At 61.5% G+C, this 16,886-nt stretch carries 15 protein-coding genes; 4 read left to right on the top strand and 11 right to left on the bottom strand.

The window, feature by feature from the left end; all coding sequences use genetic code 11:
- Positions 1–95: 95 nt before the first annotated feature.
- The 7 genes from AB4Z15_RS09660 to AB4Z15_RS09630 form a co-directional block, all read right to left on the bottom strand.
- Complete coding sequence (locus tag AB4Z15_RS09660; RefSeq protein WP_431120260.1) at positions 96–431, bottom strand: DUF3039 domain-containing protein; 336 nt, start codon at positions 429–431, stop codon at positions 96–98.
- Between the two features lie 8 nt (positions 432–439).
- Positions 440–1,222 carry a glucosamine-6-phosphate deaminase gene (nagB, locus tag AB4Z15_RS09655; RefSeq protein WP_442017089.1) on the bottom strand — a complete coding sequence of 261 codons (783 nt, stop codon included), beginning with the start codon at positions 1,220–1,222 and terminating at the stop codon, positions 440–442.
- An 86-nt stretch (positions 1,223–1,308) separates the two neighbouring features.
- Positions 1,309–2,880 (bottom strand): transporter, encoded by a 1,572-nt coding sequence (locus AB4Z15_RS09650; protein ID WP_442017088.1) that lies wholly within the window; start codon positions 2,878–2,880, stop codon positions 1,309–1,311.
- A complete protein-coding gene (locus tag AB4Z15_RS09645; protein WP_442017087.1) occupies positions 2,862–3,728 on the bottom strand; it encodes an ABC transporter ATP-binding protein in 867 nt (288 codons plus the stop codon). The genes AB4Z15_RS09650 and AB4Z15_RS09645 overlap by 19 nt, the downstream gene beginning before the upstream one ends.
- 41 nt (positions 3,729–3,769) lie before the next feature.
- The gene (locus AB4Z15_RS09640; protein WP_442017086.1) at positions 3,770–4,870 is read right to left on the bottom strand and encodes an NADH:flavin oxidoreductase/NADH oxidase; all 1,101 of its coding nucleotides are present in this window, start codon (positions 4,868–4,870) and stop codon (positions 3,770–3,772) included.
- Entirely contained in the window at positions 4,870–5,871 is a 1,002-nt protein-coding gene (locus AB4Z15_RS09635; protein WP_442017085.1) for a co-chaperone YbbN, read from the bottom strand. Before AB4Z15_RS09635 ends, AB4Z15_RS09640 begins: the two co-directional genes overlap by 1 nt.
- Before the next feature lie 38 nt (positions 5,872–5,909).
- Positions 5,910–7,688 (bottom strand): hypothetical protein, encoded by a 1,779-nt coding sequence (locus AB4Z15_RS09630; protein ID WP_442017084.1) that lies wholly within the window; start codon positions 7,686–7,688, stop codon positions 5,910–5,912.
- 168 nt (positions 7,689–7,856) lie between these two features.
- Here AB4Z15_RS09630 and AB4Z15_RS09625 point away from each other — a divergent pair, with 168 nt between their 5' ends.
- A complete protein-coding gene (locus tag AB4Z15_RS09625; RefSeq protein ID WP_442017083.1) occupies positions 7,857–9,149 on the top strand; it encodes an AI-2E family transporter in 1,293 nt (430 codons plus the stop codon).
- Between the two features lie 15 nt (positions 9,150–9,164).
- Here AB4Z15_RS09625 and AB4Z15_RS09620 read toward each other — a convergent pair whose 3' ends face one another.
- Together AB4Z15_RS09620 and AB4Z15_RS09615 are read right to left on the bottom strand one after the other, a co-directional pair.
- Positions 9,165–9,962: an alpha/beta hydrolase gene (locus AB4Z15_RS09620; RefSeq protein ID WP_442017082.1), complete on the bottom strand. Its 798-nt coding sequence runs from the start codon at positions 9,960–9,962 to the stop codon at positions 9,165–9,167.
- Positions 9,963–9,995: 33 nt separating this feature from the next.
- Complete coding sequence (locus AB4Z15_RS09615; protein WP_442017081.1) at positions 9,996–10,340, bottom strand: ATP/GTP-binding protein; 345 nt, start codon at positions 10,338–10,340, stop codon at positions 9,996–9,998.
- Positions 10,341–10,389: 49 nt separating this feature from the next.
- Between AB4Z15_RS09615 and nucS the strand changes: the two genes are divergently transcribed.
- From nucS to AB4Z15_RS09600, 3 genes are all read left to right on the top strand, one after another.
- Positions 10,390–11,085 (top strand): endonuclease NucS, encoded by a 696-nt coding sequence (gene nucS, locus AB4Z15_RS09610; protein WP_442017080.1) that lies wholly within the window; start codon positions 10,390–10,392, stop codon positions 11,083–11,085.
- 108 nt (positions 11,086–11,193) lie between these two features.
- Positions 11,194–12,441, top strand: coding sequence for an N-acetylglucosamine-6-phosphate deacetylase (locus tag AB4Z15_RS09605; protein ID WP_442017079.1), 1,248 nt, complete (start codon positions 11,194–11,196; stop codon positions 12,439–12,441).
- A gap of 279 nt (positions 12,442–12,720) precedes the next feature.
- Positions 12,721–12,924: a cold-shock protein gene (locus AB4Z15_RS09600; protein WP_018776337.1), complete on the top strand. Its 204-nt coding sequence runs from the start codon at positions 12,721–12,723 to the stop codon at positions 12,922–12,924.
- Between the two features lie 165 nt (positions 12,925–13,089).
- On the opposite strand, the gene AB4Z15_RS09595 is transcribed toward AB4Z15_RS09600, so the two are convergent.
- Positions 13,090–15,588 carry a phosphatidylglycerol lysyltransferase domain-containing protein gene (locus tag AB4Z15_RS09595; protein ID WP_442017078.1) on the bottom strand — a complete coding sequence of 833 codons (2,499 nt, stop codon included), beginning with the start codon at positions 15,586–15,588 and terminating at the stop codon, positions 13,090–13,092.
- Positions 15,585–16,883 carry an alpha/beta hydrolase gene (locus AB4Z15_RS09590; RefSeq protein WP_442017077.1) on the bottom strand — a complete coding sequence of 433 codons (1,299 nt, stop codon included), beginning with the start codon at positions 16,881–16,883 and terminating at the stop codon, positions 15,585–15,587. Before AB4Z15_RS09590 ends, AB4Z15_RS09595 begins: the two co-directional genes overlap by 4 nt.
- Between the last annotated feature and the right edge of the window lie 3 nt (positions 16,884–16,886).

The raw sequence follows: 16,886 nt of genomic DNA, 5'->3' as shown, positions 1-16,886 counted from the left end.
GATGGCAGCGAAAATTAGCCCCGGTTCTCCGGGCACGCGGCAGTGGACCGCAGTGCGGTCACGATCGGAAGGGACCTGTGTTCTCTTCCCACCCACTACTTGGAATTGCCCGGGCCGCTGTCTCCACCGTCTTTGCCCGGGCGGAGACCCTCATAGATCTCCTTGCACTCCGGGCAGACCGGGAACTTCTGGGGATCGCGCCCCGGCGTCCAGACTTTGCCGCAAAGGGCAATGACGGGTTCGCCGGTCATGGCCGACTCCATGATCTTTTCCTTGCGAACATAGTGCGAGAACCGCTCGCGGTCGCCGGGCTCCACTTCCTGGCGCGTTTCCTCGCGCTCAATGGTGGATGTGGACGTTCCGGCTCCGGAAAGCTCGCGCATGGGGTCGTTTTCGAATGGATCCGGAGGAAGCGTAGTCATGGCATCCATCTTACCGTCTACAGGCCCTGCCACTCCGGCTTGTTGTCGTAGGTGTGGCGGTAGTAATCGGCCAACTTCAGCGACGACGCCGCGGCTTCGTCCACCAAAATTGTGGCGTGAGGATGCATCTGGAGGATGGATGCAGCGCAAATGGCGGCTACCGGCCCTTCGACGAAGTCCCGCACTGCCTGGGCTTTTTGTGCACCTGTAGCCACCAGGATGACGTGCCGGGCATCCATGATGGTGCCCAAGCCCTGGGTGACCACATGGTGCGGGACGTCGTCGATGCTGTTGAAAAAGCGGGCGTTGTCCTTGCGGGTCTGCTCGATCAGGGTTTTGATCCGGGTGCGGGACGCCAGCGATGAACCGGGTTCATTGAATCCAATGTGGCCGTCAGTGCCCACGCCCAGGATCTGGAGGTCCACGCCGCCTGCGGCTTTAATTGCATCCTCGTAGGCCTGGCAGGCTGCTTCGAGGTCCTCGGCAGCACCGTCCGGCCCATGCACATTCTCAGGCTTGATATTCACCCGGTTGGTAAATTCGCGCCGGATCACCTCGCGGTACGACTCCGGGTGACCGGCCTCAAGTCCGACGTACTCGTCCAGCGCAAAGCCGTGTGCCTCGCTGAAATCCACGCTCCCGGCTTCGTAACGCCGGGCCAATTCATCGTAGATCGGCAGCGGGGACGAACCCGTGGCCAAACCCAGAACGGTGTTGGGCTTGCGGCGCACCAGGGCTTCGATGGCATCTGCCGCCAGAGCGCCAATCTGCTTGGTGCCAGGGAGAATGACAACTTCCATCGTCACTGCCTTTCTTACGTAGGAATCGCGCGATATTGAGACGAGGTTATCCCATGTCCCATGAGCTTGCCATGGTTGTTACGTGTCTAGCGGTTCACACTGAGCTGGGCGAACATCTCCGGGCCCCGCGCATCCAGCCATTTACCGCCAAGGCGCACCCCGGCAACCAACAGAACCATTCCCACAAGTGGACCCACCACAAGGTTAATCCAGCCAGGGACGACGCTGCCGGTAAACAGTTGGGCTCCCATCAGCGCAAGCTGCGGGAGGAGCAAAAGAACCAGGACACCCATGCCTATCATCTGCACGGCCAGTGTCTGGGCAACGTTTCCGGGTGGCTTCTTGAACGGGCTGTCACCGGGCAAGGGCACGGCAATGTTGTATCGCGCGGAGATCACCGAGGACAACCCCAAACCAGTGAACAAAGTGCCCAGCGACAGGCCGATCAGGTTCGGAGCCCATGCCCAGGAACCAGTAAAGAAAAACGGACCTATGGAAAAAAGAAGCACAAGAGGCAGGGAAATGGTCAAGCACGCCATGGCACGGCCCAGGCGGTCATCCACACCCCTGACACCCGATGCCAGATGGAGGGCAAAAGCGGTGTTGTCATAGGAAACATCAGCGCAGATGGACCACGCCATCACAAACGCCGTCAGTGGCCCAAGAAGCATGAGCATGCCGTAATCGCCGCTTTGGCTCCCGCTGAAGAAGAAGATCACAGGAAACAGTGGAACCACCACCAGCGAGCCCGCATAACGGGGGTCTTTCATCCAATAAATCAAGGCGCGGGCAGCAACCGCGCCAGCCGGTGTACCTGGCAGGACATCGAACAAGCCACGCTTACCGCCCTTCTTGGCCGAACCTCCGGCGTACGGCGGCGTCACTAAAGCATGTTGAAGCAACGCGTGCCAGCACAGCAGCAATCCGGAAACTGTTGCCCCAGCAATGAGGAGTTTCAGTCCGGCGGAAACAACGTCTCCAGCCTCAAGGTCACCGCCCAGGGACCAGGCCGCGCCAAGAGGAGTCCAGGACACTGTACGGGCAAGCGCAGGGAGATAATCCGCCGTGCCACGAACTCCGTCGACGATACCCACGATGATGGGACCCATCAGCATGAGCGGGATGAAAAAGACGAGGCTGCTGACGTCCTTGAAGCGGCGGGACGATGCCAGTCCGGCAGTCGCCGTCGTCACTACTTTTGACAACACTATGCAGGTCAAGGCCCCCAAAAACGCGCCCAGCAACGCACCCGCCACCGCTGGAAAACTGCGCCACCACGTACCAACAGTGGCAAGCGCGGTAAGGGCTGTGGCGAGGCCCGGGATACCAATGAAACCTGCCAAGGCAAGGCCGGTGAGAAGCTGGCGGGGTGGGATCGCAGATGTGGTGAACCGGGCGGGATCCAGCGTCATGTCAGCTGCGGATGCAAGAAGGGGAACCACTGCCCAGCCAAGCAGCGCTGCAGCCCCGCCCAATACCACCACCGTGTGGGCGATTTCAGCGTCCGCCCAACGCAGGGCAATCAAGGCTCCAATCAAAAGGACCATGATTCCCAGCGCATACAACAGCCCGATGCCCATGCCAATGAGCTGCGCCGGGCTGCGCATGAAGCCGTTCAGGAGCAACCGCCATTTAAGGCTTAGAAGGTGCGCAACCACTCCAGCCCCTCCGTCCGGTGCCCGCCGCCTACCAATTGCACAAACCGTTCCTCCAGCGTGGAACCGTTCCGTACTTCATCCACGGACCCCGCTGCGAGGACGCGTCCTGCTGCCACAACTGCCACATGGCTGCACATCCGCTGCACGAGGTCCATGACGTGGCTGGAGACGATGACCGTACCGCCGGAAGATACGTAGCTCTCAAGGATGCCCCTGATGTTGGCTGCCGATACCGGGTCCACCGATTCAAAGGGCTCGTCCAATACCAGCAGGCGGGGAGCATGGATCAAGGCCGAAGCCAACGCAATCTTCTTGGTCATACCGGCCGAATAGTCAACCACCAAGGATCCGGCATCGGCTTCCAGGTCCAAGGCAGCCAACAGTTCAGATACGCGCGGGCGAACCACGTCCCGGTCCATGCCGCGGAGCAGGCCCGCGTAGGTGACCAGCTGTTCCCCGGTCAGCCGGTCAAACAAACGGACGCCGTCCGGCAACACACCCATAAGCTTCTTGGCCTCCAGCGGCCGTGCCCAAACATCCACGCCGTGGACCAACGCCGTGCCAAAGTCCGGCCGCAGCAGCCCTGTGGCCATCGACAACGTGGTGGTTTTGCCGGCACCGTTCGGGCCAACCATTCCATAGAACGAACCAACAGGAACCTCAAGGCTGACGCCATCGACGGCGATCTTCCCACCGAACCGCTTGGCCAGACCACGGATGGACAGGGCCGATACTGGCAAGTCCGTGTGCGGGTCTGCTGACAGCCCGGGTTCAACGGCAGATTGCTGCGGTGCAGGCTGGCGAATGTGGGATGGCTCGGGGAGTGGCTCATGGCGCGGTTCCGTCATGAGACCAGCCTAGCCCCGGCTTCCAGTGGTGCCGGGAGGTGCTAGAAGCCGTGGCGGGGTATGGCCCTCTGGTACTGCGGAACCCAGGAAATATCGTGTCCGAGCTCGTACGCGGCCCTGAGCCACCAGTGCGGATCCCGCAGTGCAGCGCGGGCCATGAAGACCGCATCCGCACGTCCATTCGCCACGATATCCTCGGCCTGCGTGGCACTTGTGAGAAGGCCCACAGCACCAGTGAGTACACCGGCGTCGCGTTTTACTTGTTCAGCGAATCCAGCTTGGTAACCGGGAGCGGGCCTGATGTGCTGATGGGCGACGGCCCCGCCGCTGGAGACGTCCACGAGGTCGACTCCGTGTTCGGACACCGCCTTCGCGAGGCGGATAGAGGCCTCAACATCCACTCCCCCTTCAGCCCAATCAGTTGCGGAGATCCGCAACAACAGTGGCATGGAGTCCGGAATGACCTCCCTCACGGCGTCCACCACCGACAGCATCAACCGGTTCCGCCCGTCCTCCGTTCCACCCCAACTGTCCGTTCGTGTGTTGATAAGGGGGCTTTGGAACTGGTGCAGAAGGTATCCATGGGCGCCGTGGATCTCCACGGTGTCGAAACCTACGGCCACAGCCCGCTCAGCTGCGGCAGCAAAGTCGGCAATGACTCCCTGGATGTCTTCTTCGCTCATGGCTTCGGGCGCTGCATAGCCGTCGTAGGGCTGCTGGGCAGGACCAAAAGTGACCCACCCGCCGTCGGATGCTGGAACGGAACCGGTCCGGTCTGAAAACGGCCAGTAAGTCGACGCCTTACGCCCGGCGTGCGCCAGCTGGGCGCCGATCTTGCAGTCGACAGCGCCGTGCCGGTGAACGAAATGCACAATCCGCTCCCAGCCAGCTGCCTGCTCATCGGAGTACATTCCAGCATCCCTGGGGCTGATACGGCCGGATGCATTCACCGCAGCAGCTTCACTCAGGATCAATGCAGCACCACCGGCGGCAAAGGATCCGAGGTGCATCAAGTGCCAGTCGTTGGGTACGCCTTCCCCGGTTTCAGGGGTGCAACTGTACTGGCACATGGGTGACACCCACCCACGGTGCGCAATGCCCAGCGAACGGAGCTGCAGGGGTGTGAACAGCGCCGAGGGCACTAGAAAAGAACCCTCGCAAGCCCTTGACGGGCTTTGGCCACCCGCTCATCCGAGGTGCCCACTACCTCGAAAAGATCAAGCAGGCGTAGACGGGCGGTCTCGCGCTCGGGACCGAAATTCCGGCCGATGAATGCAATGATGCGGTTGAATCCATCCTCGATGTGCCCGCCGGAGACGTCGAGGTCGGCCACGCCCAACTGGGCCTGCACGTTATCGGGCTCCTGTGCGGCCAGTTCCCGCAGGTTTTCAGCTTCGGCAGCTGACATCTTCTCAAGTCGGGCCATCAGCTCCACCTGCGCCAGACCTGCTTTGGCATCGGCGTCTGCAGGCATTTCCAGTAGTGCCTGCTTATAGGCCGCGGCTGCCCCCGCGTAGTCTCCGGCCTCGATCGCGTCGATGGCTGCTTGGTGGAGGGGAGGCAGCGGTGCTGGTTCCGCTTCGCCCTCCGGCGCAGCATCGCCGATGCTCCCGGTGACGCCATTGGCCGCCGCAACCTTGAGCAGTTCATCAACGAGGCCACGGATCTGCTCGTCATCGGCAGGACCCTGAAAGAGCGGCACGGGCTGGCCCTTGACCACGGCGACAGCCGTGGGAACGGCCTGGACCTGGAAGGCCTGTGCGAGTTGAGGGAACGCGTCCACGTCAGCGGCAGCAAGAATCAATCGACCGCTGTAGCTTTCGACGACACGCTGGGCAGCGTCAAGGACGGCCGGAGATTCGGCGGCATAGCGTGACCAGAGAAGGAAGAGGACAGGTATCTGGGCGGACAACTGCACCAGATCCTGGAAATTGGTTTCGGTAGCGTCCACGCGAAGGGGTGCACGTCCCGATTCAGCTCCGCCTGATCCGCCGGATTCCGGAGTACCGGAATCGGCAGCCGCGCCTGCGGGCGGGGACTGGGGTGGGGCGGCGGGCCGGCGCAACGACGAGAGGTCGACGGCGCCGCGCAGGTTGAGCTGGCTGGCAGCGGCTGGAGTGGGTCGGTATCCGGGCGAACTCATACCGTCCACTCTAGCCGCTGCCCTGCCAAGGGTGTGCCCTACTTGAAGCTGGCTCCCACAAGTCCGCGGGTAGCCGCCACGAGCTTCATGGGATCAGCTGAACCTGCCGGCGGAATGTAAACCGCCACGGACTCGGCGAAGTTCAGGACCATGCCGGTGGTGGTTTCCTTGCCGCCGGCGAAGACAGCGGAGTCGTCCTCAAGAATGAGTTTGTCCCCTGCCGCTTTCGGCGTCCCTTCGAAGGCGAAGTCCAGGCGTCCCACAACCAGGGCGCCGCCGTCGGCTGTGCGCAGCACCACGGTCTGGTTGTTCACGGGGGTGTGGGAGAACTTGAAGTTGGCACTCGTCCCGTTCTTCACGGTGTCTGCCTGGTAGGCAAGGGCACCGGCGATGTACGGCGAGGACTGACCGTCAGCCAGCTTGCTCCTGTTCGGCGAGTCGGGAGTTGTAAGCATCTCACCAAGGATTCCCAAGGCTTCGTTGCCGCTGTAAGCCAAACCGGTCTTGTCATCGGCGGCCGCAGGAGCGGTTCCGTCACGGGGAACGGGGAACGAAGGGAAGTTGGTGCCCGGCTGCAACGGAGCGCTGCCCCAGAGCTTGTAGTTTTCCCGTGGTGAGAGCTGAACCAACGTCAGGACCTGGGGCACGACGTTGCCCTCGCCCTGGGTCAGGGCAAACACGGTACGGGGCCAGTCGCGCTTGGTACTGATGACGCTGCTCTGGAGCTTGGTGGCACGAACCGGCATGCGGGGCTCGTAGGCAGACACCGTGGAGCGGATCTTGTAGTTCTGGGTGCGGACCTGGAGTTCCATCTTGTCCACGCGCGGCGCGAGCTTTGCAGCATCCTTGGCGGCATCCGCTGCGTCCACAGTGCTGGCAACCTGCTCCAGGATGCGCTGCAGCTGCGATTCGAGCATCACAGGTGCTGCGTCCCCTTCCGTCGCAGCGGAAGAAGAGGGGCTGGAAGTGTTCGTAGGCTGAGGAGTGGACGTTGCCTGGGCAGCGATTGCCGTACCTCCCACAAGCGCGGTGGCAAGTGCCGCGGCAACGGCAGTAATTCGCAGGCTTGAGCCTTCCGCTCCAGCGCCCCGGGGACCATCAACCTTGCCGGGCGGCGCCTGGACGGGCAGGGAGGTGGTTTCCCCGCCACTGTGCGGTCCACCGAAGTCATCACCCTTGCGGTGCTCATCGCCCTTGCGGCGGTTGCTGATGGCCTTGGAAATGAACGGGAGGGCTACGCCGGCAAGCATGATGATTATGCCAAGCACGATGAGCGGCACGGCCCAAGGCGTGGTTGCGTTATTGGGGAAAGTCATCGAGATGGACGACGGCGCGGGCTTGGTTCCGTCGCTGGCAACCAAGAGAGACCACTCGCCTCCGGCAGGCGGATTCCACGTGTAGTCCAGCTCTCCACTGGCGTCTTCAGTGTTAACCCACAGATCCGAACCGACAGGAGAGGGAGCTGTTGGTTCGCCGTCGGAGGAGGCGACTTCAAGGGACTTCTGGTCCTGGGAGACACCAGTCAGAGTATTGTGGGCGGTTTTACCCACCCAGGCTTCGACGTCGTCCGGGCGGCCCGTAGCGACGATGAAGTTGCCTTCACCCTGGATCTTGATCTTCACCGGCCCGTCATGGAGGGCGATCAACTTTTGGTCGATCACGGTCAGCGGGGCAGCTTTTGTGTCACTGGGAACCGAGGCCGTCACGGTCTCGGCGGGGGCCCAGAAAGTCAGCTGGCCAATGCCGGCCAGCATCGTCAGCAGGCCCAGCAGCACCAGCAAGGCTGCAGTCTTCAAACGCACAGGATCACCTATCATCAGCGGTCGTTGAACTTCAAGGGTAACCGTTTTGTTATCAAAGAGTCAGATCGGCCCATGGCAACGGAGACGCCCAGATCCCTGCAATGGCGCCGCGAAGGCCGGATTCCGGGCTCCTGATAGTGTGGCGATGATCATGATATCCGGTAGAAAAGGCAGCAGAACCGCGTGAAAGACCACTTGGAGCCCCGTCCCATCGATGAGTCCGGGTCAGCCGTGGTGGATGCCCCCGCGGATGGGACGTCCGCTACTGTTCCGATCCATACCGGGCGTCTGGCCGCAATAGCCCGCAAGCTGCGGCAACCCATCCCGGGAGCCCGCACACGGGTCAGGTTCGAGATGCCTCCCGAGGACGAGGCCGTTGCCGTAGCAGAGGGTGTCAAAGCCGACGAGGACAACGATTTCGGCGCTCCAGGACCCCGTATGTCATCCCAGCACCCGCTGTATGTGGGCTTCATGGGCACCGCCGGGGTTGGCGTGGCCCTGCTGGTCTTTTACATCGCCAGCAATACCACCCAGCTGATCCTATGGATTGTTGCCGCGCTCTTCATCGCCCTCGGGCTGGATCCGGTAGTCCGATGGCTTGAGACCCGGAAGGTCCCGCGCCCTGGCGGCATCCTGATATCTGTCTCTGTCCTGGTCCTTGCGGTTGCCGGGTTCTTTGCAACGTTGATTCCCACCATCGTGGAACAGGTGTCCGAGATCGTCCGGCAGGCACCGGATTGGATACGGGGCTTCCTGGACTCGGACTTCTTCCGGACAGTGGACAGCCAGTTCGGCATTCGTGACCGCATCACTACCGAACTGGATAAGTTCGTCAAGGATCCCGAAGCCATGGGCGGCATCTTCGGTGGCGTGGTGGGCTTCGGTTCCACTGTGGCCAACGGATTGTTCGGCACGCTGATTGTCCTGGTGCTTAGCTTGTACTTCCTGGCTGCCCTGCCATCCATGAAGAAATGGGCCTACCGCCTGGCGCCGAGGTCACGCCGCCCCCGCGTCGAGGCACTTTCGGAAGCGATTACCGATTCAGTAGGCAACTACGTGATTGGCCAGGCCTGCGTCGCCCTGCTGAACGCATTCTTTGCCTTCATCGTCATGAGCATCCTCGGAATTCCCTTCAGCGTCCTGCTTGCCTTCGTGGTGGCGCTGTTGGCCTTCATCCCGCTGGTTGGCGGCATGATCGCCGCCGTCGTGGTTATCCTCGTGGCGCTCACAGCCGGCTGGCAAACAGCCGTCATCTATGCGATCGCCTACTTTGCCTACCTGCAGTTCGAGGCCTATTTCATCTCGCCCCGCATCATGCAGCGGGCAGTGGCCGTGCCGGGCGCGGTGGCCGTGATCTCAGTTATCGCCGGCGGAAGCCTGCTGGGTGTCCTGGGTGCGTTGATTGCCATTCCGACAGCGGCGGCCATCATGCTGCTGATCAAGGAAGTCTTCATCATGCGCCAAGACAGGCACTGACTTTCCCCAGCTTACTCATGCCGCGGTGGCGACCGGGCCCGCCCACTCACGTGGCAGCCCGTCCACGCCGGCACCTGCCGGAGTGACGTCGTCGACGATTTCGTCCAGGACACGCGCCGCGTACTTCTCTCCCACCCACAGGTGCTTGGCACCGTCGACGCCGACGAGCCGCGCTTGGGGCACCAGGCTGAAGCGCTGGGCTGCTTCTGCAGGGCGAAGATAATCGTCGTGTTCCGGAACCAGCACGGTAAGCGGCTTGCCCGAGGCTGCCCATTCTTTGAGGTGGACATCCGTTGCCCGGTGCAGCGGCGGAGACAACAGGACCGCGCCCTCGATCTGCGATGCCACGGGTTCAACTGCGCCGTACATCAGCGCAAGTTCAGTCCCGAACGACCAACCCACCAACCACCGATTCGGCAGGCCACGCTCAACAGCGAAACGGACAGCTGCTTCGACGTCGTAACGCTCGCCGATGCCCTCTTCAAACTTGCCCTGGCTGGTCCCGCGCGGCGAGTGTGTGCCACGGGTATTGAACCTCAGGACCGCTACGCCTGCCAAAGCCGGCAGCCTATACGAAGCCTTGCGGTAAACATGGGAGTCCATGAAGCCGCCATGGGTCGGCAGCGGATGGAGGGTGATCAACGTTGCACTGATCTCCCCCGATTCCGGCACGGCGAGTTCCCCCAGCAGGAGTTTTCCGTCTTCCGTCGTGAATTCCACATTCTCCCGACGCGCGGGAAGGACGGTGGAGGCCCGAATCGCCGACGGAGCATCCTGCGCAGTGAAAACGAACGAGGCGGGGTCGAAAGTCATGCCTCCTAGCCTAAAGGAACCAGCGGGACCTGGTCAGCGATACCGGTAGGTCCGTGACGTCCAGCAGTTGGTGTGCCAGTGCCTGCGCTCGGCCAGCCCGGCGGCTTCGCCAAAAAGGTGGTTATCCGACCACACCACCAGATGTGCGATGCCCGGGAGGATGGCTGTCGAGCAGCCGGGGCAGATGTACTGCTTCTCCGCCTTCCTCGCCGTCATGGTACGGACCATCCAGTCACCATCCGGGGCGCTTTCCCTGCGCGCAATCCCCGCCCTTGCCCGTTCCAGATCCAGTTCCGGGGCCTCCTCTGCCCACTTGCCGGCAGGTTTGTTCGAACGTGTGCTGGCGGCGTTGCGACGAGGGCGGTTGGAGCGGGGCATGATTCCATTCTGCCCCAGCCACCGGCCGCCAACGGGTAAGGTAAGGCGGGTGCGACTCGTCATAGCCCGTTGTTCTGTTGATTATGTTGGCCGTCTCAAGGCCCACCTCCCCCTCGCCACCAGGCTCTTGCTGGTCAAGGCCGATGGCTCGGTACTGGTGCACTCCGACGGCGGTTCGTACAAGCCGTTGAACTGGATGAGCCCGCCGGCCACGCTGCGCGTTACATCCCCTGAGGAATCCGAAGTGGAAGAGGGCGTGGTTGAGCAGTGGACCGTGCAGTCGGCCAAGACCGATGACCGGCTCATTATCAACATCTATGAACAACTGCATGACACCTCCCATGATCTGGGTGTTGATCCTGGGCTGATCAAGGACGGCGTGGAAGCTGACCTGCAACGCCTCCTGGCAGAACAGATCGAGACCCTCGGAACCGGATACTCACTCATCCGCCGGGAGTACTTCACCGCCATCGGACCCGTGGACATCCTTGCCCGGGACGCGAGCGGCGCCACGGTGGCGATTGAGCTGAAGCGGCGCGGCGACATCGACGGCGTCGAGCAGCTGACCCGGTATCTGGAGCTGCTGAACCGGGATCCACTACTGGCGCCGGTCCGGGGGATTTTTGCAGCCCAACAGATCAAGCCCCAAGCCAAAGTCCTGGCCAACGACCGCGGAATTGACTGCATAACACTGGACTATGACGCGATGCGCGGCGTGGATGACAGCGAATCCCGGCTCTTCTGATTCTTCCCTGTTCTCGCTCGGTTCCCCCTGGGTCCTCCCCGGGGTTTTCCCTGGGTTCTCCCTGGGTTCTCCCTCTGGGGGGAACCTTAGGCCACTAGAATCAGAGTCATGACTGCCGCAGACCATTTTGCCCATTCTTCCGCGCCCAGCCAGCAGATCCTCACGGGAACACTTGTAAGTGACGGCGCGGTGGTGGAAGACGGCCTCCTGGCCATCGACGGCGACCGTATTGCTTATGCCGGGCCGGCGGACGGCTTTGACGCGGATGAGTTTGAAGGCTTCGGGCACGCCATACGCATCGGTGCGCCCAGCGGCCACTTCATCTTCCCTGGTTTGGTGGACGTCCACTGCCACGGCGGAAATGGTGGGGACTTTCCAGGCGGCGAGGAGGCCTCGGCCCGCAAAGCAGTTGAGTTCCTGCACCGCTCCGGCACCACAACTTTCCTCGCGAGCATGGTTACCGCGCCCCGGGAGGACCTCCTTCGCGGGATCGAACTGTATGTGAAGCTCGTCGACGAAGGCCTTGTGGCCGGCATCCACCTGGAGGGCCCTTTCCTCTCCCATGCACGATGCGGCGCCCAGAACCCGGACTACCTGCTGGAGCCGGACCTGGACCTCATGAACGAACTCGTGGGTGCTGCCGCCGGCAAACTTGCCACCATGACATATGCCCCGGAATTGCCGGGGGCCGCTGCCTTGGTAGATTTAATGACCTTCCACGGCGTGACGCCATCGTTGGGTCACACCGACTGCGACGACGCCACAGCCGCTGCGTCGTTGGCTGCGGCCCGTGAAGGACTGGAATCGGCAGGGTTCGACGGCGTCAGCTCGCTCCCGACCGTGACGCACCTTTTCAATGGGATGCCACCAATGCACCACCGCGCGCCAGGCCCCGTTGCTGCTTGCCTGCGGGCCGCCCAGTCGGGGAAAGCAGTGCTGGAACTCATCGCCGACGACACGCATCTGGACCCCAGCACTGTGGCTACCGTATTTCAGTTGGTGGGCGCCAGCAATATTCTCCTGGTCACGGATTCGATGGCCGCTGCCGGGCTTTCGGACGGAAACTACATGCTCGGGCCCTCGCCGGTGACCGTGAGCAATGGCGTGGCGACCCTGGATTCCACTGGTTCCATCGCAGGAGGCACAGCCACACTCCTGGAAGTGGTCCGCAAAACCGTGGCGGCGGGTGTCGCCCTTCCGGACGCCATCTGCTCGGCGACCGCAGTGCCTGCAGCCATTCTTGGACTCTCTGACGAGGTGGGTGGATTGCGGCGGGGCCTTCGCGCTGACGTTGTTACTACCGATCAGGAACTGGGCCTTACTGCGGTCATGCGTAACGGACAGTGGCTGGCTTAGGACAATCAGACGACGGTGAATTGCGGTTGTCAGCGTTACCTTCTTTTTACCGAAAATTTTCCCGAATTGCCATAAAGACCGTTGACCTCCGGCACGGCACATGAAAGTGTTGTAGCAGTCTTTGTGTAGGTGGTTTTCATGCTCGCAAGACGAGTTGCGAGCGTGAAGCTCCTGCGAAACCATACAGGCCAAGCCTGGACGGAATCCGGATCTTCTCGCGGAGTAACAAGGGCCGGTACGAGGTGTATCGGACTGATGTTCCATAATGAGGAGAAATACATGGCACTGGGAACCGTCAAGTGGTTCAACGCTGAAAAGGGCTTCGGCTTCATCACCCCGGATGACTCGGATGGGGATGTTTTCGTTCACTACTCTGAGATCCAGACCGGTGGTTTCAAGACCCTCGATGAGAACCAGCGCGTTCAGTTCGAGATCGGTCAGGGCGCCAAGGGCCCCCAGGCAACCGGCGTTACGGTCGTCTAGTCTTACCAGTTGATTTTTGTTTGTTGCAGTTTCAACTTACATGTTGGTCCCGGCTTTCGAGGCGGGACCAACATGTTTAATAGTTGGAATGTCTGATATTTCAACGACTCCTGTTACAAACCGTGAAGAAATGCGGGACGCCATCTTGGAATAGGCGTTGACAATTCAAGCAACGAGGGTTCGCAGTAATCTGGCGGATTGTCGAACAGACAATCCCGGAAGGTATGCGCGACTCAATGCCCTGCCTATTGCCGGGAGGTGCAACGGGTCTTGGTAATACATGTACAAAGTTCGGTAGTCCGGCTGGAAACGTGATTTAAAAGAAGCCAACGATCGGAAACCATAAACAGGCTCCAGCGCCTGGCCAACCAGGTCCAGCATGCCGGCAAGTCCCTCGGCCCGCTGATCAATCTCACCCTTTTCCCGTGCCAGGGGCGAACCGGAAAGGGATATGACGTCCACGGACTCCCGGAGATGCAGGATGGCCGAGGCAATCAGGAATTCCATCACTCCGGGGAAGGCATCGCCACGGCGACGCATGAAGTCCAAGGTCCAGCTCACAACGTTGCCGTCCCGGTAGACCGGAAGCCAGCTGGTCACCCCGTAAACGAACCCCTTTGCGTCAGTTGCCACGCAGCACAACACATCAGGGTCCTCGAGCTCATCCAGGCCGCCCAACGTGAACCCCATCTCAGGTACGCGTTTTTGCGCAGCCCACTCTTCGGACACCTCGCCCACTTGCGCCCGCAGGGCATGCGGAAGCGCGGCATACCGACCCCATGTGGCGGTGATTCCCATCTTTGCTGCCCGGTTGAGTGATGTTCTGACGTTCTGCCACTCCTTGCCGCGGAACTCCAAGCCCCTGATCCTCAAGCGGGTTTCCTGGGCGACGGCAACCCTTCGAAAACCGCGGGCCTGAAGCATAGGCCATAACTCATCGGTGCAGGAGTAGAGGCAAGGTATCAAGGCATGCTGGGAGCAGTAGTCAAGGAATCCTCCAGCCGTCTCCGCATGGTGCTCCTTCGCACCTACGGGACCCGCCAAAGTCAGGGCGACATGGCCATGCTGCTGATAGGCCACTCCCCCGGTCCCCCGGGGATTGAACCAGTATTTGTTCGGCTCCCAGAGCGCCATCCAAGACAGCGAATCACCGCCGGTTTTCACCAATTCACGTGCACGATCCCTTCCTTGATGGTCCAAACCTGCGGAATGGTGGCCTCGGATGAGGAGTACCCACGCTCCAATCAATGCCACTAGCCAGAAGACGGTGCCGGAGTAGGAAAACAGGAACACTTCAAGAGCGTCGCGCTCAGCAAACACTTTCCGGTACACGCTGGGCAACGGAACCGGCAGGTACTGTCTGGCGAGCTCGGCACCCAAACCCAAGAGGCCGCCGTCGCGCGTCATACCGCCTGAAGCCAACCACACGCCAGCGTACGCGAGCGCAAGTGTTCCGCCGGTGAGGCCAACGAGCCAGAAGACCCGCCGCCGCATCCGGGCAGAAGACTCAACGCGGAAATGTCCACGATAAGCGAACAGGAGGACCGCCAGGGTCAGCGGAACCAAGACCAAGGGAATGAGATGTACAACAGCCGGGTTCAACGTGGGCACTCGACGCCCTTGAGGCAACGGGATGCTGGCGAAAAGCCCCAAATAAACTGTGGAAAGGGCCACGACCAACAGTTGGACACCGATGGCTATCCCAAGGGCCAGACGCCTGCCACGACGCATGCCCTCGGCGCAAATGAGCAACAACACCACGGGCACGACAGCCAGGGCCAGCCCGAAAGGGCCCGTGTAACCCTGGCGGCTTAACTCAAGGCAAGCAACGTCGATTGTCCCACCGCAAGTGCTTTCCAATTGGCTCAGTGTCGGGAGCGGGTTCAGGATGACATCCCGCAAAATTGCCAGAGGACCGGACGGGCTCTTGGCGGCAGCAGTCAGGATAGGGCCGGCAGCGAAAATGGCCATGGTAAGGGCCAGCAGGTTCCGGACTTCGCGGCCCGTGGAGCGGTGTAAATGAAGGTGACCCTGGCTGCTCTGCATCCACCAGGCAGCTCCAAGGCCGATCAACGCTCCCACAAGGCCCATCACTGTCTCAGCATGTCCGATGTACAGCACCAGCAGCAGGGACAAGGAGAGCACCACGGTCCTCAGGCGTCGTTGCCACAGCGTCGGCAGCAACGCACTGGCTGCAAGTGCCGTAGCGATCAGGGCGCCATACGGTCCGATCAGCGGGGTATCCACCATCCTGGAGATCCAACCGTCATCCATGTACAGCGCCACTTGGGTGACCAGGAGGAACGCCGCAATGCACGCAAACTGACTCCCCAGGAAGACACCGGCCGTCCGGAGGAAGCCGAAACGCCGCTCCGCCAGCCCCAACAGGAAGAGGATCATGAGGGCTGCCGTGACAAACGCCAGCAGGTTGGTGGTGAAGAACAGCGACGTCCAGATGGACCACCACTGCCCCGACCGCAGACCGGCCAGGGTCACTCCCGCCACAGGCAGCAAGGATTCTGCAGGTCCCGCAAGGATACTTCCGGACAGAAGGGACACCGCTACGAACAAGGCAAGGACGAACGTGGTGAACGGTGTGGCGCGGAGATGTTTGGCGGTCTGCCTCAAGGCCGGCTGCACGACGCCTTTCAGGGCAAGGCTCATTGGCTTAGTCCCCATCGGGAAGACAGGAACTCCAAGGCACCAGGCATACCCCTGACCACTGTGTCCCAAGAGTGGCCGGCGTGTTGAATGGAGTGCGCTTCCGTGGTGAAACCCGCTTCCGTCCCAGCATCCGCGAGAACGTGCATGTAGTCGGTAAACTCAGTGTCAGTGGCTCCTGCAGCCAAGTACAGGCCGCTGCCTTCGTAATTCCGCTGCTGCATCAAAAACAATGGGGTCCTTGACTCGAAAGCGCCCACGTCGCCTTCGAACGAGTCTGCGATGGTCTTATTCCGGTCCTTCGCCAGGGAAGGCTCCCGTTCAGCGGAAAAACCCACTATCGAAGTGAACAGTTCGGGATGGTTTGTCCCCATCTGTACGGCGCACGTACCGCCGAACGAAAAACCACCAACAGCCCACAACCGATGATCTTTTGATACGTCCAAGGTGGAGCTGATCCAGGTGGGCACATCCTGGGACAGGTAAGTGTCAGCCTGCGCGATGCGGCTGTCCATGCACAGCGTGTTGGCGTTTCCCGAGCCATTTGGGTCCACCACGATCGCGACCGGTGCGATGCCGCCATGGGCTTCAGCAAACCTGTCCAGTTGTGCGCGGAGTTGGCCCCCGGTTAACCAGTCGGCCGGACCACCGGGCTGCCCTGAAAAGAGCACCAGCACCGGCAAACTTGGCCGTGCTGCAGTTTGATAGGCCGGTGGAAGGTAGATGTAGGCTTCGCGTGCTGTGAAGCCCGATGCGTTTCCCGGGATTTGAGCCTTCCGAAGGATGCCGCTCCGCGGGATTGACTCCGGAGCTTTCCAAACCGAGGGCGCAGGTCCCGGCTTGCTGTCCGGAGCGCGTTGAAGGCTTGACTCCAAAGGTTGAATCCGGGCGACGGCCGTGCCCAGAAGGTCAGCGACAGTGTTGTTGAGGCCAAAGTACGCATTGACCTGGACGAGGCTCACGAGGACTACGCCAAGCATGGCAGCAAGGCTTCGGACACGGCTCTTCCAGGTGGCGCGCGGAAAGCGGGCCCCAAACAGCAGGGCGGCCGCGACAGCCGGAACCGACCACGCCACAGTCTCAAAGGGAAGATTTTCCGAGAAGATGGCCATCAGATCAACCAGGATCCAATGTGCCAGGACCACAAGGCCAACAGCACCCGCCAAGCAGGCTGCGACCGCCAGCGGCCAGGAAGATTGGCGCTTCCACAGCAGGTACACCGCCCCCGCCATGCCCGCAATGATGCTCAACCACAGGAATGGACCATCAACAAGGCTGATGTCCAGAAGAGAATCCATGGG

It is taken from the genome of Paenarthrobacter sp. 2TAF44 (assembly GCF_052114885.1).
Classification (GTDB): Bacteria; Actinomycetota; Actinomycetes; order Actinomycetales; family Micrococcaceae; genus Arthrobacter.
This window is presented reverse-complemented; position numbering and strand designations above follow the sequence as displayed.